Below are 20565 nucleotides of genomic sequence, written 5' to 3' on the forward strand. Positions count from 1 at the left end.
AAGGCGGATGGCTCAGCCTATTGCTTGATGTACCACTGCTCGGGGTTTTCCGGCCCGGGGTCGGGATAGATCCAGCCCACCGGCGTGTCGCGGCTCACATTGCCCAGATCGTTGGAGACCACCGCATAGCTCGGGGTGGCCGTGGAAATCCCGATATTGTAGAACTGCTCGGCAGTGATATCGAGGATCTGCTGGAAGAGCTCGGCCTGCTGTTCGGGATCGGCGGTCGCCTTGATGTCGTCATAGAGGGCCCACTGGTCCTTCACGTACTGAGGCGGCTCCTCTCCGCCGGCATTGATGTAGTACTTGCCCCAGTTGATGGCGAAGTTGGATTCTGTCGAAAAGGGGAAGTAGTCGCGCGGATCGATGTAGACGTCGATACCGCCGGAGGTTGCGCCCCAGATCACCGCATCATGGGTGTTGTTGGTCTTTTCCTCATAGAACCGCGTGCGGTCCATGGAGCTCAGGCGCGCGTCGATGCCGACGGCCTGCCAGTACTGGGTGACGAGTTCCGCCGTGTCGCCATGCCCGCCAAGCGCGTTGACCGCAGCGAGCGTGAGAACGAGGGGGCTGCCATCGGGCATGGTGCGGAAGCCGTCGCCGCCGCGCCCGTCCAGCCCGATCTCGTCGAGCATCGCATTGGCCTGCTCGACATCATATTGGGTGAATTGCGTGGCGAGTTGCTCGTGATAGAAGGGCGTCCCTTCCCGGGGCGCGACCTGCTGGGGCACGCCATTGCCGAAAAACAGCAGGTCGATCATCGTCGGCCGGTCGAGCGCCAGCGAGAGCGCGGCCCGGAAGTCCTTGTTCCCGAAGATCTCCCGCTTGGCAGCATCGGGATGGGTCAGGTTGATCGAGACGTTGTACTGGTTGCCCACCAGCTTTTCGCGCGGCGAGATGTAGAAATTGCCCTGCTCCTGCCCTTCGACATAGAGCGGCAGGTTTGCCGGGCTGTTGGTGTGGCGGCTTTCGAAGTGGATGTCGCCCGCAAGGGTCGCAAGCACGAGGGTCTGCGGATCCGCGTTCACCGAAAAGCTCGCCCGATCGATATAAGGCAGCTGGTTTCCTTCGGGATCGACCTTCCAGTAATAGGGGTTGCGCTCGAAGGCGACGCGCGTGGCGCCCGCGACATAGGGTTCGGTCAGGCGGAAGGCCTCGATGACGGGGCGTTCGGGATTGCGCCAGCGCTGGATGTTCTCGATCTCGACGCCGCACATGTTGAGCATGTGCTCGGCCCAGTCCGCGACGCCCGCCGCTGCGGCATTGGCTTCGGCCTCGTCATTGTATTTTGGCATGAACTGGCTGCAATAGGCCTTGTTCAGCATGGTGAGCTGGGTGCCGAAGACACCGGCGACGTTGAGAATGAAAAGCCCGTTCGGCTGCGACCAGGAGATGGTGAACTCGGTCGGCGAGATGACCTCGATCGAAGGCAGTTCGCCGTCCACGACCAGCCAGCCGGGCTTGGTCGGGAAGAGCTTGGCCTCGGGCAGCACGTCCTCGATGAAGAAGGCGATGTCGTCGGCGGTGAAGGGCGAACCGTCGGACCACTTCATGCCTTCGCGCAGCGTGAAGGTGAAAGCGGTGGAATCCTCGCTTGCAGAATAGCCCGTCGCCACGTTCGGTATGACTTCGCCGGTCCAGTCCCGGTCCCAGGCCAGCAGGGGCTCGTAGCCGGTGAATTTCAGCAGCAGGTTACGGTCGTTTCCGCCCACCATGCCGCCCTGGAAGGTCCCGCCATACTGGCCGATCTCGTCGATCGGCTCCATCACGCGAGGCTCGGCGCCGAGGCGCTCGGCGATTTCGGGCAGGCCGCCCGATGCCACCATCTCTTCGAGCATCGGGGCCTGTTGGTAGTCCTGCGCGAAGGCCGCGCCCGTCAATGCGATAAACGAGATGCCGGCCATCGCGGCCATACGCAAATGTCTCATCTTTCCTCCCAATCGGGCCCTCCAACCCTGCATCCGGAGGGTACATTCCCTCACTTGGACGCCGGCCCTGTCGAAGTCTTGTATGACGCCCTGAGCCTTGTCAACGATAAATCATACTGCTTTTGCGCTGCTTGCTGCCAGACTGCCGCATTTCTGCATTGACAGGGGCCAATCGCAGGCTTTAGCTGCATGCAATCATACTAATTTGCGGCGACGAGGAGGCCGGAACAGTGCAGCTGGACGAGATCAAATCCAGGATAGGTTCGGGGCTACTCTCCTTCCCCATCACCGACTTCGGCGCCGACGGGGAGTTCGATCGCGACTCGTATGCGCGCCGCCTGCAATGGCTGTCATCCTACGAGGCGGCCGGGCTGTTTGCGGCCGGGGGCACGGGGGAGTTCTTCTCCATCGGCTATGACGAGTATGACAGCATTATCGAGACCGCCGTCGCCAACAGCAGTGCCGAAGTGCCGGTCCTGGCCGGGGTCGGCTATGGTACGCGCATGGCGGTGGATCTGGCGAAGCGGGCCGAGAAGGCCGGCGCGGCGGGCATATTGGTGCTGCCGCACTATCTGATGTTCGCCGAACAGGAGGGCATCGTCGCGCATATGAAAGCCATCTGCGATGCGGTCGGGATCGGCGTCATCTACTATGCGCGCGACAATTCGCGGCTGACCCCGGATTCTCTGGCCCGCCTCGCCGAGCTCTGCCCCAATCTCGTGGGCTACAAGGACGGGATCGGCGATCTGCAACTGATGCAGCGTGTCTCCCATGCACTCGGCGATCGCCTGGTGCATATTGGCGGGCTGCCCACCGCCGAAGTGTTCGCCCAGCCCTATCTCGAAATGGGCGTAACCACCTATTCCTCGGCGGTCTTCAATTTCGTCCCGGAACTGGCCCTGCGCTTCTACCGGGCGGTCCGCCAGCGCGACGGGGAGACGATCAGAAGCCTGATGGACAGCTTCTACCTGCCACTGATCGCGCTGCGCGACCGCAGGCGCGGCTATGCAGTCTCGATGATCAAGGCGGGCGCGGACCTGGTCGGCCGTCCAGCGGGAAAGGTGCGCTCCCCGCTCACAGATCTCGACGGCGAAGAGCGCGAAGTGCTCCGCCAGCTGATCGCCGCTCACGCCTGAAGCTACCCATCACCAAATGGAAACGGGCCCGGAGGGGCCCGTTTTTTTCGTGCCGGTTTCCCTGCTCAGGGGCCGTACGGGTCCCATCCATTGGCCTGGAATAGGGCGATGATGTAGCCGAAGCTGAAGGCGAAAGCCGTCTCGTAGGGCGCGCCGCCATCGATATGGGGCACGTGGTCCGGCATGATCATGCAATCGACGCCGACTTCCTTGTAGATGCGGAAGCTTTCGGGCATGGACATGTCGCCGTCATCGGCAAACACCTCGGTGAACGAATACCGCCCGCCCTTGATGTTGCGGAAGTGCACGTTGAAGATCTTCCCGCGCGACCCGAACCAGCGAATGATGTCGCCGATCTCCTCGCGCGGATTCTCGAGGCTTTCCGCAATGGTGCCCTGGCAGAAATTGAGGCCGTGATAAGGGCTCTCGGCGATCTGCACGAACCGCTTCAGCCCTTCGGCATCGCCCAGCACCCGGTCGACGCCGCGGTAGCCCGGCCGCGTCAGCGGGTCATGCGGATGGCAGGCGAGCCTGAGCCTGGATGCCTCGGCGACCGGCACAATGCGCTCGAGGAAATAGGTGATCCGCTCCCAGAACGTGTCGGCATCGACCCGGCCCGCAAAGGTCATCTGGTCGTCATCGGTCGTCTGGTCGTGCCGGAAGGTGGAGAGAACCGCCCCACCCCGCCCCTTTTCCGAAGGCGTGCGCGGAATGCCGACGATGTTGAGGTTGTATTTGGCAGCCGGCACCCCCACCGCGGCGAGCATCTCGACAAGGCCACACAGCCGTTCGATGTCACGGTCGCGCTCGGGTGCTCCGGTCAGTATGGCGTGCGAGGGATTTGTGTCGATGCCCGAGGACGGCAGGGGCAGCTGGACCATGTCGAGGACGAGCCCCGCACGCCCCAGCCGCTCGATATGACGTTCGAGATCGTCCCGCGTCCAGTCATAGGCGTTCCCCGGCGGATCGATGCAGACATGCTTGACGCCGAGCTGGGCAAGCTGGCGAAAATAGGCATCGCCGAGTTCGGCGGCTTTCGCGCCGCCAAGCTGTGTTCCGACATACATTGGCTCAAATCCTCATACTTCTCATAAACGAGTATGACAGATTTTATGTCCGGACAAGGTGACGCGCGCGAAATTTGCCCGCCGCCCCTTGCTGGGGCCGCGCCGAACGCTCATTAATATGATTGATTCCGCGAACGCGGAAATGCGGGAGGGCTATCGCCCATGGCGGACATCATGCGGCTCACCGACAGGGTGAAGGTCGATCTGGCGCAGCTGATCGAGATGGACAATCTGCGCCCCGGCGACAAGCTGCCGCCTGCCGAGCAATTGTGCGAGCGCTTTTCGGTCAGCCGCACCGTGGTGCGAGAGGCGATCGCCAGCCTCAAGGCCGAAGGGCGGCTCCGCTCGCGGCGCGGCAGCGGCGTCTTCGTCAGCGAGCCCAAGCGCGTCGGTGGCTCGATGTTCATGGAGGCGCCGCAGGACATCGGCGAAGTGCTCGAACTCATGGAGTTCCGCATGAGCGTCGAGATCGAGGCGGCAGGGCTTGCCGCCGAGCGCCGCACCGAGACCAATCTGCTCCGGATCGAGCAGGCGCTGGCGCAGTTTGCCCGCCGCACGGCCGGAACCTCCCTCGCGACCGAAGCCGATCGCGCCTTTCACCGGGCCATTGCGGACGCGACCTACAATCGCCGCTTCCGCCTCTTCGTCGACGACATGGGCGACCGGCTGATCCCGCGCCGCGCCCTGCGCGCCGGCTTCACCGACGAGAAGGATCGCGCCGATTTTCTCGAGGCGATTCAGGCCGAGCACCGCGATATCTTCGAGGCGGTCAGCCGACGCGAGCCCGATCGCGCGCGGGCGGCCATGCGTGCTCATCTCGAAGGGGGCCGACGCCGCTATCGGGAGTGGAGCCTCGCCAATGATCTACCACTCGCAGGCGCCAATGGCTGAGGAGATCGCCGCCGACATCACCCCCCTGCTTTCCGACAGATTCGAGATCGGGGAGAGCCCGGTCTGGGACGAGGCACATGGCAGTCTCCTCTGGTGCGACATCCCGCGGGGTGAAATCCACGCGCTGCGTCTGGAGGACGGAAAACGCGAGGCGTGGCGGTTCGGTGAACCGGTCGGCGCGTTCGGGCTCTGTCGTTCGCGCAGGTTGGTCGTCGGGCTTCGCGACAGCGTCATCCTCTTTGACAGAGCGAGCGGGAACCGAGAAATGCTCGCGGCGCTCCCTCATCGAAAGCCCCGCATGCGGCTCAATGACGGCAAGGTCGGACCGGACGGCGCCTTCTATATCGGCAGCATGGATGCGAGCGGCGACGGCGCTCCCGCTGCAGCGTTCTATCGGGTCGGGCCTGATGGCGCGGTGCGCGTCCTCGCCGATGGCTATACGACGACCAACGGGCTTGCCTGGAGCCCGGATGGCCGGCTCATGTACCATTCGGACTCACGCGGCCCGATGGCGCTCGACAGGTGGGATTTCGATCCTGCGACCGGCGAGGCCAACGGCCGCGTCAGGCTCGGCATCATCGACGAGACCCTCGGGCGCGCCGATGGCGGGGCGTGCGATCTCAATGGAGATTACTGGTCGGCAGCGCCCTCCCAAAGCCGGCTCAACCAGTTCGACGCGGAGGGGCAGCTCGTTGGTTTCATCCCGATGCCGACGCTGCGTCCCACCATGCCCTGCTTTGGCGGGTCGGACATGCGGACGCTTTTCGTCACCAGCCTCTCATCGGGCATCGACGCGGAAACCCTCGCGCAGCACCCGCTCTGCGGCGCGATCGTCACGCTGCGCATGCCGGTCGCCGGCGTGCCCGTGTCCCGCTTTGCCGACTAAGAGCATCCCGGCTTCAATAGCCGATCCTGATGCTCTATAGGCTCGGGCCGAAACGGGAGCCGATGATGAGCAGAACCGACTATGTGATCGACGAGCTGATTTCCGCCAAGGCAATCGCCGCGCGCGTCGAGAGCCTCGCACGCGAGATTTCCACCTATTTCGCCGATACCGACAAGCTCGTCGTCGTCGGCCTGCTGCGCGGCTCGTTCATCTTCATCGCCGATCTCGTGCGCGAGCTCGACCTGCCGGTCGAAGTCGATTTCCTCGAGGTCTCGTCCTATGGCAATGCCACCGAATCGAGCCGGGAGGTCAGGATCCTTAAGGATCTGCGCGGCGAGATCGAAGGGCGCGACATCCTCGTCGTCGAGGATATCGTCGACACCGGCCACACTTTGCGCCACGTGCTCGACATCCTCGCTACGCGCCATCCGCGGCGGGTGGAGGTCTGCGCCCTGCTCGACAAGCCTTCCCGCCGGGAAGTGGACGTCAGGGCACGCTGGATCGGGTTCGAGATTCCGGACAAGTTCGTCGTCGGCTACGGCATCGACTACGCCCAGCGCAACCGCAATCTGCCCCATATCGGCGCCGTGCGCTTCATCGAGAAGCCGACGGCCTGATTCATTGAAGACTGAAGCCCGGGGAAGTGGTGCTGCTGGACAGGATTGAACTGTCGGCCTCTCCCTTACCAAGGGAGTGCTCTACCACTGAGCTACAGCAGCAGCGTGGCCCGGGGGCCGCTTGGACGGGCGGTTAGTGCCACAGCGGCTTTCTCGACGCAAGGCCAAAAATCGGCTAGCGGGAGGGCCTCCAGCAGCAGCGGACGGTGTGGGGCGCAGATGGCGAAATCCGACGAGGCGAAGGCCCGCGAGCAAAGATTGGCCGCAAAGCTGCGGGAAAACCTCAGGCGTCGCAAGAGCCAGGCTCGGGCCCGGGCGGCAGGGCCGGAAGACGCGCTGCATCCGGACAATCCAGACGCCGCGAAAACCGGCCCCCGGGCTGAAGGCGACAATGGCGACGATTCGGGCGCGCCTTGAACCGGTCCGGTGACTCGGCTAAGCCGGACATACACCCCTCCCGGCGCCCTCCCCGGCGCCCGCTCCACAGGAACTCGACATGGATCGCATTCGTCTGGTCGGCGGCAATGAGCTGAGGGGCGAAATCCCCATCTCGGGCGCCAAGAACGCCGCCCTGCCGCTGATGATCGCCTCGCTGCTCACACGCGAACCGCTGATCCTCGAAAACGTGCCGCGCCTCGCCGACGTCAAGCAGCTCGAGCGCATTCTGGAAAACCACGGCGTCGACATCGCCGTGCACGGGCGCCGGCGCGGCGCCGACCAGATGGACGGACAGCGCATCACCTTTACCGCCGGCGAGATCGTCGATACCTGCGCGCCCTACGAGCTGGTCTCCACCATGCGGGCGAGCTTTTGGGTCATCGGCCCGCTTCTGGCGCGCGAGCATGAGGCGCGGGTTTCCCTGCCGGGCGGTTGCGCCATCGGCACGCGCCCGGTCGACCTCTTCCTTTACGGGCTGAAGCAGCTCGGCGCCGAAATCGAGATCGATGGTGGCTACGTCGTTGCCAAGGCGCCCAAGGGCGGGCTTGTCGGGGGTCGGGTCAGCTTCCCCAAGGTGACCGTCGGGGCGACCCACACGGTGATGATGGCAGCAACGCTTGCCAAGGGCACGACCATCATCGAGAACGCCGCGCGCGAGCCCGAGATCGGCAATGTCGCCCGGTGCCTCGTTGCGATGGGCGCAAAGATTTCCGGGATCGATACCTCCACGCTCGTCATCGAAGGGGTCGACAGCCTCCATGGCGCGACCCATGAGGTGCTGCCGGATCGGATCGAAACCGGCACCTACGCCATGGCCGCCGCAATGGCAGGCGGGGACGTGCTGTTGCGCAATGCGCGGGCCGAACATCTGCAGTCGGCGCTCGACGTCCTGGTGCAGGCCGGTGCGCATGTTTCCGAGGAGGCCGAGGGCCTCAGGATCCTGCGCAATGGCAACGGCATCCAGCCCGTCGACATCGACACCGAGCCATTCCCGGGTTTTCCGACGGATTTGCAGGCGCAGTTCATGGCGCTGATGACGATGTCGGGCGGCGTTTCCCGTATCCGGGAGACGATCTTCGAGAACCGCTACATGCATGTGGCCGAACTCGCCCGCTTCGGCGCGGACATTCGCGTCGAGGGCCAGTTGGCGACCGTCACCGGCGTGCCGGCGCTGAAGGGCGCGCAGGTCATGGCAACCGACCTTCGGGCTTCGGTCTCTCTCGTCATCGCCGGGCTCGCCGCCCAGGGCGAAACGATCGTCAACCGCATCTATCATCTCGATCGCGGCTTCGAGCGGCTCGAGGACAAGCTCTCGCGCTGCGGCGCCGAGATCGAGCGCGTCTCGGGCTGACAGAGGCATTGAGGCGCAGGGGTGACGGGATTGTCCGTCACCCCCCGACCTTGTAGACGGGACGGGCAATGCCGAGATAAGCGGCTTCTTCCGATTGCCAGGACGATCCATATGACCGACCTAAAGCTGCTCGCCCTCGACCAGGACGATCTCGACGTCGTCTCCGCAACGACGCAGGATGCCGTCATCCGCGTTCCGGACATGGGCTTTGCGCGATCCGACCGCCGTTTTGCCCTCCTCATGAACCGCTATGCCTGGGAGGCAGACACCGAAGCCGGACGCGGGCAGCGCAAGCGGACTGCGTTGCATTTCGAGCATGTGACGGACGTCAGGGCGGCCGGCATCGACCTCAACGCGCAGGAAGGCGTTCTCGAGCTTCTCACCATCCGCTTTGAGGAAAAGGACGCGCCGGCCGGCACGGTCATGATGCGGTTCGCCGGGGGCGGCACGGTCGCGCTCGAGGTCGAATGCCTCGAAGCCCGGCTCAAGGATCTCGGTGCCGCATGGGCCGCCAAGGCCCGCCCCACACACGTTCTCGATGGAGAGACCGCCTGATGCCACAGCGCCTCGACAGCGCCGCGCCCGGCTTCGACGCCGCTTTCGAAATGCTGCTCGGCTCCAAGCGCGAAGCCTCCCAGGAAGTGGGGGATGCGGTCACGACAATTCTCGAGGATGTGAGGAGGCGTGGCGACGAAGCCCTGATCACGCTCACCGAGCGGTTCGACAGGCAGAGCCTGACCCCCACCACCCTCCGCTTTTCGGCCGACGAGATCGATGCGGCCCATCGCGACCTCAGGCCTGAAGTGCGCGAGGCGCTTGAAACCGCGCATGGGCGCATCCTCTCCCATCACGAAAAGCAGAAACCGCAGGACCATATCTACGAGGATCATCTGGGCGTGACGCTCGGCACGATCTGGACGGCTATCGAGGCCGTCGGGCTCTATGTGCCCGGTGGCACGGCTTCCTATCCATCCTCGGTCCTGATGAATGCCGTGCCCGCCAAGGTCGCGGGGGTAGAACGGTTGGCGATGGTCGTCCCGACCCCCGACGGGATCGTCAACCCGGTCGTGCTCGCCGCAGCGCGCATCGCGGGTGTGGACGAAATCTATCGCGTCGGTGGCGCGCAGGCGGTTGCGGCGCTCGCCTATGGCACCGAGACGATCCAGCCGGTGAGCAAGATCGTGGGTCCGGGCAATGCCTATGTCGCAGCGGCGAAACGGCAGGTCTTCGGCACTGTCGGCATCGACATGATCGCAGGTCCCTCCGAGGTTCTGGTCATTGCCGATGGATCGGCCAATCCTGCGTGGGTGGCCGCGGATCTGCTGGCCCAGGCCGAGCACGGTGGCGGCGCCCAGTCGATCCTCGTGACGACGGACGATGCGCTCGCCGATGCGGTCGAGGCCGAAGTGCTGCGGCAGCTCGCAATGCTCCCCCGCGCGGAAATCGCCGGGGCGGGCTGGGACGAGTACGGCGCCGTGATTACCGTCGGGTCGCTGGAGGAAGCCGCACGGCTCGCCAACCGCATCGCCTCCGAGCATGTCGAACTCGCCGTCGATGATCCCCGCGCGCTGATGGCCCGCATCCGCAATGCCGGCGCGATCTTCCTCGGGCACCACACGCCCGAGGCCATCGGCGACTATGTCGGGGGCTCCAACCATGTGCTGCCCACGGCACGTTCGGCGCGCTTCGCGTCGGGGCTTGGCGTCCTCGACTTCATGAAGCGCACTTCGGTTCTGGGCTGCGATCCCGGCTCGCTCGCCGAACTTGCGGGCGCCGCAATTACGCTTGCCGATACCGAGGGGCTCGCCGCCCACGGCCGCTCCGTTTCCATCCGGCTCAACCGGTAGGGCAATGGTCTCGGGTCCGCGCGAATTCGAGCCGACGGACCGGGTCGTTGCGGTGACGCTCGATCCCAACACGATCGCCTCGACCGATCCGGACGAGGTGCATGAATGGCGGATCGCGATCTACGATCTGGTCGAGGACAATCGTTTCGCGCCTGCCCGGGTCCGCGCGCGGGGACCATTCGCGCTTCACGTCTCGATCGTGGGCAACTGGATCGTGCTCGACGTACGTGACCCGGAGACCTATCAGCCGGTCTCGGCCCATTATCTCTCGCTCACGCCTTTTCGGCGGCTGATCCGCGATTACTTCCGGATCCGCGACAGCTATTACGACGCGATCAAGACCGCCTCGACCTTTCAGATCGAAGCGGTCGACATGGGTCGGCGCGGCATTCACAACGAGGCGGCCGAGCTCCTGCGCACCCGGCTCGAGGGCAAGCTCGACATGGACCTCAATACGGCCCGGCGTCTCTTCACGCTCATCTGCGCGGTGCAGCCCTATGCGAGCCGGATCGACGAGCGGGTCAGCGAACTCCCCAGCGTGCTCTTCGTCTGCTCGATGAATTCGGTGCGCTCCCCGATCGCCGCCGCACTCGCCCGCCGGCTCTATCCCGGGCGCCTGATCGCCCGTTCGGCCGGCGTCCGCTCCGGCAAGGCGGACGGGTTCGTCCATGAGGTGATGGAGGAGATCGGCGTCGACATGTCGGTGCACACCCCGCACACCATGGACGAACTCATCGCCAATCATTTCGATCTCGTCGTGACGCTTTCGGGGGATGCGCCCGAGGCCGTCGCCCGTCGCGGGCTCGAAATGGGCACGATCGAGCATTGGCCGATGGATGATCCCGCAGCGGTGGAAGGCAATCGCGAGGCGGTGCTCGCGGCCTATCGCACCTTGCGCGACACGCTGCAGCTGCGGCTGCGCGAGCGGTTGGAACCCTTGATTTCTGGTGGTTCACAAAGCATTTGACTTCCTATAGGTTGCGCCGAAATCCGGCCCCGCCGCCCTTTGCGCCCATTGAAGCACAAGCGCCGCGGGTCCTTCTCAGGAGACAGTATGGCTAAAGAAGAAGTGCTCGAATTTCCGGGCGTCGTTACGGAATTGCTTCCGAACGCGACGTTCCGGGTGAAGCTGGAAAACGATCACGAGATCATCGCCCACACCGCAGGTCGCATGCGCAAGAACCGCATTCGCGTGCTGGCGGGCGACAAGGTGCTGTGCGAGATGACCCCGTACGACCTCACCAAGGGCCGCATCACCTACCGCTTCAAGTAAGCGACGCCTCAGCCTGAAGGACGTGCCATGGCCAGCCGCCCGGAACTCATCCTTGCTTCCGCGTCTCCGCGGCGCCTCGCGCTCCTCAACCAGATCGGCATAGAGCCAGAGCATCTGGTGCCGGCCGATGTGGATGAGACGCCCGAAAAGGGCGAGCTGCCCCGCAAGCTTGCCGCACGCCTCGCTGACGAGAAGGCACTGAGCGCCCAGCACAAGGCCCGCACCGCCGGCTTTGCACAAAACGCGCTCGTGCTCTCGGGCGATACGGTCGTTGCCGTCGGGCGGCGCATCCTGCCCAAGGCAGAGACGATGGAAGAAGCGAGCGAATGCCTGCAGCTCCTCTCGGGGCGCTCGCATCGCGTGTTCACCTCGGTCACCGTGCTGACACCAGGCAACCAGATGCGGCGCCGGCTCGTCGAAACGCGCATCCGCTTCAAGCGCCTCTCCACGCGCGAAATCGAGGCTTACCTCGCGAGCGCCGAATGGCGGGGCAAGGCCGGGGGTTACGCGATCCAGGGGATCGCCGGGGCGTTCGTGCTGAAGCTCGTCGGCTCGTACTCCGCCGTCGTCGGCCTGCCGCTGCACGAAACGGTCTCGCTGCTCGCCGGCGAAGGGTATCCCGTGCACTTCAACTGGCTCAACCTCGCCAATCTCTCGAGCGTCTAGCCGCAATGGCCGACAACGTCATTCCGCTTCGCCCGGTCCGCCCCTGCCCCATATGCGGGCAGAACTCGAGCCAGGCCTTTCATCCCTTCTGCTCGGGGCGCTGCGCCGATATCGATCTCAACCGCTGGCTTACCGGCAGCTATGTGATCCCGGCGGGCACCGGCGAAGACGATGGCGGGGATGATGCCCCGGGCCTGCCCGCTCCGGAAGACGACGACATCTGAGCGCAGGAGACCAAGGGTCGCATCGCCATTCATCGGCGATGCTCTAGGCTTCCCCTCATGCTCAGGACCTTTCGCATCGTCGCCCTCTTCGAGGGCCTGACCACGCTGGCGCTTTTCCTCGTCGCCATGCCCGCCAAGCATGTCTTCGGCTTTCCGGCGCTCGTGCCGCCGGTGGGCCTCGTCCATGGGATCGCGTTTCTCGCCTATATCGCCATGATGGTCGCGGCCTTCAGCGGGCAGGGCTATGCCCCCGCGACCTGGGCGCGCACGACGATCGCGTCCTTCTTTCCTTTCGGCACCTTCCTCAACGATCCCCATCTGAAGCGGCTCGAAGCAAAAGCCGCCTGACCGGCGCCCGATATGGACGCCGGCCGAGACACTCAGCGTTCAAGGGCAAGCCGGATGGCTCGCTCCACCGCATTATAGGCGCCATCGGACCTTTCGAACGCGAACTCTCCGCGCGGCAGCAATGGCGGCTGGGCCATGAAGCGAGGCTCCGTGCCGTGGTGCGGCTGGGCTGCATGAACGATAAACGGATGGCAGAGATAGACCGTCCCCGGCGCGCCGACCGCGAGCACTTCGGGACGATGGGCGCTTTCGGCAAACCCCGTTGCCGCCAGCTCGCGCAGGGTAAGCCCATCCGGTCCGGCGGGCGCAAGGCGCCGGGCGATATCGAGATGGGAGCCGGCGCGAATGCGCGTCGGTGCATCCTTCTCCCCCACGTCCGAAAAGAGGAACAGCATGAGAAGCGCCCGGCCGCGCGAGGTGATGTTCGCACGCCAGGAGAGAAAGTCGGGATCCTCCGTGCCGAAGCTCACATCGATGTGCCAGCCCGCATCCCCCGGGTCCTCGGGGGAAGGAAAGCGGATCGGGAAGGTACCGAGACTGTTCCGCGGCAGCCACCGCCCCTCCCCGACCAGTGCATCGAACGCGCCGTGGAGGACGCGCGAGCCGACCGCCTCGGCAAAAGGCGGCAGCCCGAGCTCGCCGATGCGAACGACAGGCCGCGTCCAGGTCCTGGGATCTTCCGGATCGCAACCACTGGCCCGCCAGAGGATGGCCCGTGCCCGATCGGCCGTCTCAGCCGAAAAGGCGCCGTCGATCCGCAGGAAGCCTTCGGTGATGAAATGATCGATGTCTGCGCCGCCAAGGGCGCCAGATGAATTGTGCATGGTGATGATCTCGCAAGGAGGCCGCCCGCCCGCTATCGAGCGGTTGCGGCCGTAAATACCGACGCCATGGCGCCATTCCAGTTCTGCCTCTGCGGCAGCTGCCTCAGGCGGCTAGGAAATGGGCGCTTGCGAAATTGCGAGTGATGAACTGCATGATGAAAGAATGCTAGCGGACCGGGTGATCCGTGACAAGCCGGGCTGGCTTGCCGACAGATGACGGGCGGTGCAGGCTTCCGCGACGAATCGGGAACGCTATGACACTGACCACGACCCTACTCGCCATAGCGGCCGGCGGCGCGATCGGGGGCGCGCTGAGGATGCTTCTCGCCGAAGCCGTGCAGCGGCGCACCAAAAGCCCGTTCCCTTTTGGGACGCTGATGGTCAACGCCAGCGGCGCCCTCGCGATCGGGCTTCTAGCCGGCGTCGCGGGCCCCGCTCCCTGGGCGCCGCACTGGCTCTTTCTGATCACCGGCATTTTGGGAAGCTACACCACGGTTTCGGCCTTCAGCCTGCAAACACTGGTGCTCGCCCGGACGGGCAGGATGGATCTCGCGCTGCTCAATATCGGCCTGTCGCTCGGCCTCTGCCTCGGGTTGGTCGGGCTCGGGTTCTGGCTTGCAGGCCGCCTATGGGGGCTATGACGCGCATGCTCCCCGTCCTTGCGACTGCCGCCGGCAGTGCTTTCGGTGCACTTGCCCGATACGGCATCGGTCTCTTTACGGAGGCAGGATCTTTTCCCCTCGGCACGCTTCTCGCCAACGGCATCGGCGCCTTTCTTATCGGGCTCGGCGCTTCGCTTCTGGGGCCACAGGGGCCTGGGCGAAACATCCCGCTGCTCGGCTTTTTGCTCCTCACCGGCTTTTGCGGCGGCTTCACGACCTTTTCGATGTTCAGCCTCGAAACGCTGCTGCTCTTTGCAGCCGGGGATGTCGCGACGGCCGGGCTCAATGTCGGGCTTTCGCTCATCGTCTGGCTTCTGGCGGTCGGCATTGGTCACGTCCTCGGCCAACGCCTCATTGTCGGGCCATTCTAAAGACCATTGCGGGCGAGGAAGGCGTCGAGTGCTCCCGCCCAGACCGCTTCGGGCGCGAGCGCCAGGGCGTGCCCATCGCCTTTAATCGGTGGCAGCAGGACGAATTCCGCGTCTGCACCGGCGCCGCGATAGGCCGCCGCCAGCTCGCGCGCCAGTGCGGGGGCGAAATAGCTGTCGTTCTCGGCATAGAGAAGAAGTGTCGGCACACCTGCGCCCGTCCCGAGCGCACCGGCCGCGGCGACCAGCCGATCGGGCGCGCAATTGTTCTCCGCCCGCCCCAGATTGCGCCCGCCCCGCCCCGCGGCAATGCCGATAATCGCGCCGATGCGGGCCCGATCGCCAGCCAGGGCCAGCGCGCCCCAGCCGCCCGCCGAATTGCCGATGACGAGGGCCGGCGCATTGCTGATGCCCTCGAGGTCCAGCCCGAACGCGAGCGCAGCTGCGATGGCGCCCGCCGTCGCACGGGCGGAGCCGAGATAGTCGGGGCTGAGGCACGGCCCCTGATCTTCGCGATAGGGCCCGCCGGCTCGGCCGTGGCCGGGGCGCTCGGCAATCAGCACCGCATAGCCGCGCCGGTTGAGCCAGGCCGCGAGCGCCGGAAACTGCGGGAAATCGGCTTGAGCGCGCGCGGCGGGGCTCTGCGCCGAACCGTGGGCAATGAGGGCGAGCCGGAATGGCCCCGCACCCGCCGGCCGGAAAAGCTGCGCCCGCATGGCGACGCCCGCCTCGACATAGGGGATCGTGAAGAGATCGCGGGCGCCGACATCGGTTTCCAAGAGCGCCTCGGCCGGCGCTACGGTTCGGCCCGGCATGGCTGTGGGGGAGCAGCCGAGAAGAGCCGAGGAAAGAAGGAAAGCGAGACCGCCGACAAACCATCTGCCAGACAGAATATGGCGATGGCGGGGGGAAGCCGGCATGTCTCGCCTCCGGTTCAGGCGCCCGTGGGCCCGAGCTTGCGCAGGCTGCGATAGAGCGTTGCCCGCGACACGCCCAGCTGCCGCGCGACTTCGGCCGCGGTGCGCCCGCCTGCCTCGAACAGTTCGCGTGCCCGCCCGATCTCCTCTGGCGAGAGGCGCGGCGGCCGGCCCGGACCGTGCTCCGCCCTGCCGACCACTGGACGCCGCGCGCCATTATGATGGGCGGCAATCCGCGCCAGCGCCTTCAGCGCGCCGGCGGTGCCCGGCGTTTCGGTATCGAAATCGCCGTCGAGCGTGCGGATGCGGATGCCGCGCGCGACGAGTTCCTCGAGCCGCAGCACCAGCGGCCCGACCGCCGTTGCCAGATGCTCGAGGGTCGTGACGACCAGAATGTCGCCCGACCGCATGTCCCCGAGCAGGGCCGAAAAGGAGGTGCCGGATCCCGCCTGCCGCCGGGCCCGCGAATCAATGACGACGCGCCCGCACCCGAAGGCCTCGAGCGCGGCGACTGCCGAGACGATATCGCCGTCCGGCCCTCCGCCATGAAGATAACCAACCTGCATGTCTTCCCCCAATAGTTTACGCGCCGCACGGTGGCGGCAGTTTCATGTGGCGCATGCGCCACACGCACAGACGATTTCCTGGTCGGGGTCAGTCGCAGATTTCCGTCGGCGCGGATGGGGCGAACGTCTTTATCGTTATGCTTAAGACACTCTTGCCGTCCGCGCCTTCGTCGCCCCCACGACCAAGAAATGCGCAGCTCCCCTTATATAAAATTACGATGCGGATTGCAAATTTGCTTGCGAGATCGTTAACGCCTTGTCTCAAAACCGCACTTTTGCAACATCATCAATATCAATATGCACCGTTTGTTGCTCTGAGATTCAATTTTGACAGTACTTGTTCAAGTAAAAAGAGCGTGCCTAGATCGCCGATGAGGGTGGAGCAGAGTCTGTGCATGGGCACGCTCCACCGGACATTTTGGGGGCGCCACTCGGGTGCCGGAACGATCTGGGGACAGAGCATGAAGAAGACCAACCGAAACCTGAGGGCACGGGCCGCCGCACGGCGCGCGGCGCTGCCGAACCTGCAAGGCGTGGTGCCTGCGCGCCTCGGCCGCATCGGCCTCCTCTCCGGCACGGCCATCGCCACCGGCGCCTTTGCGGGGCTCGCCGGCATGGTTGCCCTGCCGACGCCGGCGATGGCGCAGTGGGCGACGACGAACGGTGGATTGAATTACGTTGCTGCCGGCGCCGTCGGCCCAGGCAGCTTTACCGCGCCCGGGAATGGATGGCTGACCAGCGTTGGCTATTTTAGTGGCGGCGAAGAATCCGCGACGGTGACCAACAATTCAGCCGCGCAAGCACTTTTGATCAACGCCCAAAGGTATGACGGCATCGTCTATGTTTCGCCGAACTCGACCATCACCTCGACAGGTGGGTCAGCGAGGCATGGTATTCTCGTCACCCCCGGAACACTCGGAGCTCCCAACACTGCTCGTCCATTGCAGAGCTTGACCTTCAACATTGAGGGGGACGTCGACACTTCAGGTGCACCCGGTGGGGACGCACTGCGGATCAATGGCTCAGGAAATGCTAATGCAAGCAGCCTCAACAACGCCTTCAACATTGATATTACAGTCGCTGAGACAGGCTCTCTCGTCGGCGGCGATGACGGCGTTCAAATCGTAGGTCTGAGAGGAACGCTGAACCTCACCAACCATGGCCTCATTCAGGGCACCGGCAATTCGGGTGTGCCAAGCGAGGGCTTCCAGGTTCTCCAGAACGGTGTGCTCAATACGCCCGTCGCCGGCAATATCAACCTTATCAACACCGGCGAAATCTACGGTTCCCGCACGACAGCTGCTGGCGACGCAGTTCTTCTCAGCACCACGGGCAATGTGTCCATCACCAATACCGGCACGATCGAAGGCGGCATCAGCGGTATCGATGTCAGCAATGCCGGCCTCGTCGAGATTTTCAACCATAGCTATGGCTCGGTGATCGGCGACGTACACGGCATTATCATTCCGAATGCCGATCAGGTCCGGATCAACAATTCCGGCGGTCTGGTCGGCGGCCTCACGCAGGATGGCATCTTTCTCAATGGCGTCTCGGGTGACGGTACTCTGTTGAACGGCAACTCGGTCGTCATCAACAATAGCGGTCTCGACAAGTTCTCGAATCCGCGAGATGGCGGCGTAATTGCCGGCAATATCGACGGCATCGACATCGACAACGTCGCGTCGGGCAACATTCTGATCAACAATTCAAGCAGCACATTTGGCGAAATCACCTACACCGGCGGGCTCATCGTTGGCGTGACCAATGACGGCATCGATATTGCCGGAGCCGGCGGAAACGTCGTCATCTCGAACACCGGCACGCGTGGCGGCCAAATCGATCAGACGGATTTGGACCCAGAATTCAATCCCGACGTGTTCGTGGGCCTTCTTGATGGTGACCAGGAGACACCCTCGCCGGTCGTCGCTGGCCCGAATCTCCTCTACACCGGCATCTGGGGTCTCGGGAGACACGGCATCGTCATGGTGGATGTCGAGGGCTTCGTCGGCTTCGACAATACCGACGGCCTTCTCGTCGGCCACGAAGACGGCCTGCGTGTCATCGATGTCGAAGGTGTGACCGGGAGCGATGCTGCTCTTGCTACCGATATTGACGACTTCGCTGGAGAAGGGTTCGTCGCGCTCGCGATCAACAACACCAATGGCATGATGTGGGGCGGGGATGACGGGCTGCGCGGGGACAACCTCGATGGCAGCGTCTTCCTGCTCAACGATGGCGGCACGGTGTTCGGCGGCGAGAACGCCATCGACCTGTCCGACATCTGGCAGGGCAACGTCTACATCCAGAACAATGGCGGCACCATCCAGGGCCTTTATGACGACGCCATTCGCATTCGCGAAGTCGATCGCTCGGACGGCAATGGCGGTGGCGTCTTCATCCTCAACGGCGCGATCGAGGATGGAACGGGCGCGTTGATCGGCGGCGGAAAAATCCTCTCCGGCGACAGCGCAATCTCGATTTCCGACGCGCGCACCGCAGCGATCGCAAACGGCGCGTCCGGTTGGATCATCGGCGATGGCGGCTCGGGCCAGGCAGTGATCTCGCTCAGCGGTCTTAGCCGTTCCGGATCCCTTGGAGAAGAAGGCGCGACCGTCGCCGGTGCAAGCGTCGTCAACGATGGCATCATTGCCAGCCGCGCCCTCCCCGGGTTCGTCTACTCTCCCGATCCGCTGGATGAAACGCCGAGCGACGACTGGACGTTGCCCGACAAGAGCGTCGTGCGGGAATCCACTCTGGATCTCGTCACTCTCAACGCACAGCTGCTGGCATTCGAGAACTACGTGCTGTTCGGCGGCGACATGGCGCAGCTTGATAGCCTCTCCAACTATGAAGACGTCGCCAACGACCGCGCCATCCAGAGCGAGGACAGCGGCGCCACGCATGTCGTGAACCGAGGACAGATGTTCGGCCGGGTGAACCTCGACGGACGCAACGGCGCTTGGAATACAGGCGTCGGCAACACCATCGACAACGCCGGCACCTGGTTCGTCACGGGCTGGAACGGCCTCAGCGGTGGCATCAACGACGTCATCAACAATTCCGGCTGGATCCAGTCGGCATTCGACAATGACGACGATGAATGGACCGGCTTCCGGACCAACCGGTTCAACAACTCGGGCGTCCTGAGCCTCGTTGACGGCGCCGTCGATGACCGGATGATGATCCGCGGGAACTTTGCCGGCAGCGGCTCTAGCCTCCTGGCCCTCGACGTCGATCTTGCCGATGCAGATGCAGACCGTCTGCGGCTTCGCGACGGCACTGTGACCGGCCAGACCGGCATCATCGTGCGGCTCGTCAATGGCGACAATGGCGAGATCAACGAGCGCATCGAACTCGTGAGCTATGACGACTGGGAAACGCTGGATACGGCCTTCGTGCTCTCGGCCTACTCGGACAACTACATCGAGATCGGTGGCCGCGCCTATATCGAGGACGGGCTGCTTGCCTGGTTCCTCGAGCAAGACTACTACGACCGGGACTTCGATCTTGTCTCCGGATGGGGTCCGGGCGCGGTCAATGCGCCGCGGATCATCACCGGTGCGCAGACGGTGTTCTACGAGACCCTCGGGGTCGTCGAGGACCACATCTATGGCGGCCAGTTCGCGGCCGGCGGCGGTGGTGGTGCGGATCTGCTCTACCTGCCCGAAGCCGAAAGCAGCGCTCCGGCGGGTCGCCAGGGCGGCGTCTGGGCCAAGGCCACCGGCAGCTGGACCGATCGGGACACCACGGTTACGCTCGACGGCAATCCGGATCCGTTCGACACGAGCTCCGAGCAGGACGTCTACTCGGTGATCGGCGGCGTCGACTTCAAGCCGGGCGGCATCGGCAGCCCGTTCCGCATCGGCGTCTTCGGCGGCTACGTCGCCTCCGACCTCTCCTTCGCGCTCGGCGAAGACGGGGTGGTCTATGAAGGTGGCCTCGTTGGCGCCTACGCCGCCTACAATGACGGCGCGCTCTTTGCCGACGTGACCGTGAAGGCGGACCTGCTCAACGCCACCTACAGCTTCTTTGACGAGGAGATCGAAACCGGCATCACCAATTACGGTGCCGCTGCCAATCTGGGATACCGGTTCGACCTGGGCAACGCCGCCTTCTTCGAGCCCGTCGCCTCGATCGCCTATGTGACGAGCGAGATCGACGACATCACCGGTGGCGGTGGCGTGATCGCCTTCGAGAACGGCTCGAGCCTTCGTGCCGGCATCGGGGCCAAGATCGGCACCACCATCGCAACGGGCGACATGAGCACCGAGCTCTCGCTGCTCGGCAAGCTCTGGAACGAGTTCGAGGACGCCAACACCGTCACGGTCAGCGGGCCGGGCAATGCGACCTTCACCGACGGCATCTCGGGCACGTTCGGCGAAGTTGCGGCGACCGCCACCGTCACCAGCGCAGATGGCGGGCTCTCGGGCTTCGTCTCGGCCAATGGCAAGTTCGGCGAGGACTTCTCCTCCTACGGCGCAAGCGCAGGCCTGCGCGTCGGGTTCTAAAGCCTCATCGACAGAATCGGGCGGGCCGGTCATTCTCGACCGGCCCGC

At 64.6% G+C, this 20565-nt stretch carries 21 protein-coding genes, 1 tRNA gene and 1 pseudogene; 17 read left to right on the plus strand and 6 right to left on the minus strand.

Translation table 11 applies throughout. The annotated features are described in order from the left end of the window. Positions 1-17 precede the first annotated feature (17 nt). Positions 18-1928 carry an ABC transporter substrate-binding protein gene (locus EMQ25_RS10580; RefSeq protein ID WP_158626044.1) on the minus strand — a complete coding sequence of 637 codons (1911 nt, stop codon included), beginning with the start codon at positions 1926-1928 and terminating at the stop codon, positions 18-20. 230 nt (positions 1929-2158) lie between these two features. Here EMQ25_RS10580 and kdgD point away from each other — a divergent pair, with 230 nt between their 5' ends. After that, a complete protein-coding gene (kdgD, locus tag EMQ25_RS10585) occupies positions 2159-3064 on the plus strand; it encodes a 5-dehydro-4-deoxyglucarate dehydratase (protein ID WP_127188541.1) in 906 nt (301 codons plus the stop codon). Between the two features lie 65 nt (positions 3065-3129). On the opposite strand, the gene EMQ25_RS10590 is transcribed toward kdgD, so the two are convergent. Then, positions 3130-4131, minus strand: coding sequence for a mannonate dehydratase (locus tag EMQ25_RS10590; protein ID WP_127188542.1), 1002 nt, complete (start codon positions 4129-4131; stop codon positions 3130-3132). Between the two features lie 162 nt (positions 4132-4293). On the opposite strand from EMQ25_RS10590, the gene EMQ25_RS10595 reads away from it, so the two are divergent. The 3 genes from EMQ25_RS10595 (at position 4294) to hpt (ending at position 6525) form a co-directional block, all read left to right on the plus strand. Next, the gene (locus EMQ25_RS10595) at positions 4294-5022 is read left to right on the plus strand and encodes a FadR/GntR family transcriptional regulator (RefSeq protein ID WP_127188543.1); all 729 of its coding nucleotides are present in this window, start codon (positions 4294-4296) and stop codon (positions 5020-5022) included. Continuing rightward, positions 4991-5908 (plus strand): SMP-30/gluconolactonase/LRE family protein, encoded by a 918-nt coding sequence (locus EMQ25_RS10600; RefSeq protein ID WP_244606554.1) that lies wholly within the window; start codon positions 4991-4993, stop codon positions 5906-5908. Before EMQ25_RS10595 ends, EMQ25_RS10600 begins: the two co-directional genes overlap by 32 nt. A 65-nt stretch (positions 5909-5973) precedes the next feature. Continuing rightward, entirely contained in the window at positions 5974-6525 is a 552-nt protein-coding gene (hpt, locus tag EMQ25_RS10605; protein WP_127188544.1) for a hypoxanthine phosphoribosyltransferase, read from the plus strand. 27 nt (positions 6526-6552) lie between these two features. On the opposite strand, the gene EMQ25_RS10610 is transcribed toward hpt, so the two are convergent. Beyond that, positions 6553-6627 (minus strand) — tRNA-Thr (locus EMQ25_RS10610). A gap of 117 nt (positions 6628-6744) precedes the next feature. Here EMQ25_RS10610 and EMQ25_RS10615 point away from each other — a divergent pair. The 10 genes and pseudogenes from EMQ25_RS10615 (at position 6745) to EMQ25_RS10655 (ending at position 12672) form a co-directional block, all read left to right on the plus strand. Continuing rightward, entirely contained in the window at positions 6745-6942 is a 198-nt protein-coding gene (locus tag EMQ25_RS10615; RefSeq protein WP_127188545.1) for a hypothetical protein, read from the plus strand. Between the two features lie 79 nt (positions 6943-7021). Continuing rightward, the gene (murA, locus tag EMQ25_RS10620; protein WP_127188546.1) at positions 7022-8314 is read left to right on the plus strand and encodes a UDP-N-acetylglucosamine 1-carboxyvinyltransferase; all 1293 of its coding nucleotides are present in this window, start codon (positions 7022-7024) and stop codon (positions 8312-8314) included. A gap of 111 nt (positions 8315-8425) precedes the next feature. Next, positions 8426-8869: a DUF2948 family protein gene (locus EMQ25_RS10625; protein WP_127188547.1), complete on the plus strand. Its 444-nt coding sequence runs from the start codon at positions 8426-8428 to the stop codon at positions 8867-8869. After that, a complete protein-coding gene (hisD, locus tag EMQ25_RS10630; protein ID WP_127188548.1) occupies positions 8869-10161 on the plus strand; it encodes a histidinol dehydrogenase in 1293 nt (430 codons plus the stop codon). Before EMQ25_RS10625 ends, hisD begins: the two co-directional genes overlap by 1 nt. Positions 10162-10165: 4 nt before the next feature. Further along, a pseudogene (locus EMQ25_RS18375) lies at positions 10166-10642 on the plus strand (UPF0262 family protein); the annotation flags it as partial. Positions 10643-10699: 57 nt separating this feature from the next. Beyond that, positions 10700-11128, plus strand: coding sequence for an arsenate reductase ArsC (locus EMQ25_RS18380; RefSeq protein ID WP_280177636.1), 429 nt, complete (start codon positions 10700-10702; stop codon positions 11126-11128). Between the two features lie 87 nt (positions 11129-11215). Beyond that, positions 11216-11434, plus strand: a complete 219-nt coding sequence (gene infA / locus EMQ25_RS10640; RefSeq protein WP_046103343.1) for a translation initiation factor IF-1 — start codon at positions 11216-11218, stop codon at positions 11432-11434. Positions 11435-11461: 27 nt separating this feature from the next. Next, positions 11462-12100: a Maf-like protein gene (locus EMQ25_RS10645; protein ID WP_127188549.1), complete on the plus strand. Its 639-nt coding sequence runs from the start codon at positions 11462-11464 to the stop codon at positions 12098-12100. A 5-nt stretch (positions 12101-12105) separates the two neighbouring features. Then, entirely contained in the window at positions 12106-12324 is a 219-nt protein-coding gene (yacG, locus tag EMQ25_RS10650; RefSeq protein ID WP_127188550.1) for a DNA gyrase inhibitor YacG, read from the plus strand. Between the two features lie 57 nt (positions 12325-12381). Continuing rightward, a complete protein-coding gene (locus EMQ25_RS10655) occupies positions 12382-12672 on the plus strand; it encodes a DUF3817 domain-containing protein (protein WP_127188551.1) in 291 nt (96 codons plus the stop codon). A 32-nt stretch (positions 12673-12704) separates the two neighbouring features. On the opposite strand, the gene EMQ25_RS10660 is transcribed toward EMQ25_RS10655, so the two are convergent. Then, positions 12705-13502 (minus strand): phytanoyl-CoA dioxygenase family protein, encoded by a 798-nt coding sequence (locus tag EMQ25_RS10660; RefSeq protein WP_425290233.1) that lies wholly within the window; start codon positions 13500-13502, stop codon positions 12705-12707. Positions 13503-13750: 248 nt separating this feature from the next. Between EMQ25_RS10660 and crcB the strand changes: the two genes are divergently transcribed. Next, on the plus strand, positions 13751-14137 hold the full coding sequence (crcB, locus tag EMQ25_RS10665; protein WP_127188553.1) for a fluoride efflux transporter CrcB: 387 nt from the start codon (positions 13751-13753) through the stop codon (positions 14135-14137). Further along, positions 14134-14529: a fluoride efflux transporter FluC gene (locus EMQ25_RS10670; protein ID WP_127188554.1), complete on the plus strand. Its 396-nt coding sequence runs from the start codon at positions 14134-14136 to the stop codon at positions 14527-14529. The genes crcB and EMQ25_RS10670 overlap by 4 nt, the downstream gene beginning before the upstream one ends. Here the strand turns inward: EMQ25_RS10670 and EMQ25_RS10675 are convergent. Together EMQ25_RS10675 and EMQ25_RS10680 are read right to left on the minus strand one after the other, a co-directional pair. Next, positions 14526-15305, minus strand: a complete 780-nt coding sequence (locus EMQ25_RS10675; protein WP_158626046.1) for an alpha/beta hydrolase family protein — start codon at positions 15303-15305, stop codon at positions 14526-14528. The two genes, EMQ25_RS10670 and EMQ25_RS10675, sit on opposite strands and share 4 nt — an antisense overlap. A gap of 155 nt (positions 15306-15460) precedes the next feature. After that, positions 15461-16009: a recombinase family protein gene (locus EMQ25_RS10680; RefSeq protein ID WP_127188556.1), complete on the minus strand. Its 549-nt coding sequence runs from the start codon at positions 16007-16009 to the stop codon at positions 15461-15463. A gap of 461 nt (positions 16010-16470) precedes the next feature. Between EMQ25_RS10680 and EMQ25_RS10685 the strand changes: the two genes are divergently transcribed. Then, on the plus strand, positions 16471-20517 hold the full coding sequence (locus EMQ25_RS10685) for an autotransporter domain-containing protein (RefSeq protein ID WP_158626047.1): 4047 nt from the start codon (positions 16471-16473) through the stop codon (positions 20515-20517). The last annotated feature ends 48 nt before the right edge of the window (positions 20518-20565 follow it).

Source organism: Arsenicitalea aurantiaca (assembly GCF_003994485.1).
In the GTDB taxonomy this organism is placed as follows: Bacteria; Pseudomonadota; Alphaproteobacteria; order Rhizobiales; family Devosiaceae; genus Arsenicitalea; species Arsenicitalea aurantiaca.